Raw genomic sequence first — 1,402 nt, 5'->3', positions numbered from 1 at the left:
CGTGGTGCCTCATGTCAATATGCTCGCCAAATGATTCCTGCGTGCCTCATCTAATGTGCTCGCGAAAGTGTCATGCTGCGTGGGGTGCTTGGGAGTAGGTCTTGGCTGCGGCGAGCCGGATGAGTTGCTGCTGGATCTCGTTGATCCGGGTCGTCAGCCCGGCCAGGTCCAGACTGGCATAGAGCTCCTTCATGTGGCGTCGTTGGGGCTCGAGCATGATCCCGGTGTCCTCGATCCGCTGGGCCGGGGTGCGTGGATCGTCGTAGCTGCGCACTGACTTTCCCTTGCCACTGAGGTGATATCCGGTGACTTTCTTGGTGGGCAGGAACAGGTTCTTGCGCACGTTCACCAACGGCCAGAGCTCGTTGAGCAGGCGGAGTTCAGTATCGGTGTCGTAGCGGTAGTTGAACGCCGAGCGGCGCACGATGGCGCCGTTCTTTTGCTCAACAAACGGATTATCGTTGGAATGGTGGGGCCGGGAGCGGGTCATGCGAATGTTCTGGGCATTGCACCAGGTAGTCACTGGTTCATTGAGGAATTCCGACCCATTATCGCTATGGCAGTGGTCGATCGGGTACGGGAATTCGTCCTGGATTTCATCCATCGCCTTCACCACCCATTTGGAGGCCTTGTTCTTGATCGCCCGGTTCACAGTCCAGCCGGTGAAGACATCCGTAGCTGTCAGTGTGAACGCGTACTGGCCCTTGGCACTGTTGCCGCAGTGAGCGACCGTATCGATGGCGACCAGGCCCGGCTGCCAGTCAATGTCAGGGATACGGGACATGATCGGGATCGCTTCGGTGTAGTGGTTCCGTCGCGACCGGGTCGTGGATTTCCCCTCCGGATACATCGACAGTTTGAACGGTGCCAGCAGGCGGTCGATCGTGGCCGCGCTCATCGCCAGTAACTGGGTGTGCACCTGTGGGCTGTAGCGGGGCCGGGCCCTGCCGAAGGCTCCGGAACCGATGTGGGCTTCCATGTTGACCAGCGTGGCACTCATGACCGCGGCCAGGTACTTCCCGCAGGGCTGCCCCGCCACGACCCAGACCTGCTGGAGGACCTTCACCGTGTCATAGCCATACGATGGCGGCCTCGGCTTGCGTGTCACCACACGGGCTGGGCCTCGCCGCCGGAACGCCCTGCCGAGCTGGCGGCGGGCGTTCGCCCGGGACCACCCGATCTCAACCATCAACCGGTCCAGGATCTCGCCCTTGGCCTTCTTCGAAGACCGAAAATACTCCCCGGCTTCCTTCTTCGTAATTTCCCTGCGCGCAGACAACGACATCCCATAGTCCATCCCTCCAGCACACCAAAGCACCCGACCATGCACCAGAGATTTCGCGAGCACATCCCAAATGCGGCACGCACCCCATTTCGCGAGCACTTTAGCTGAGTCTCGTCG

General features: G+C 60.7%; 1 protein-coding gene. It reads right to left on the bottom strand.

The features are described from left to right. Positions 1-70 precede the first annotated feature (70 nt). The coding region (locus OS914_RS17965; RefSeq protein ID WP_267547421.1) for an integrase catalytic domain-containing protein at positions 71-1,402 on the bottom strand (1,332 nt) is incomplete at its 5' end.

The organism is Arthrobacter endolithicus (genome assembly GCF_026627425.1).
Classification (GTDB): domain Bacteria; phylum Actinomycetota; class Actinomycetes; order Actinomycetales; family Micrococcaceae; genus Arthrobacter_M.
The sequence above is the reverse complement of the archived record's forward strand: the minus strand, read 5'-3'. Positions and strand labels throughout refer to the sequence as shown.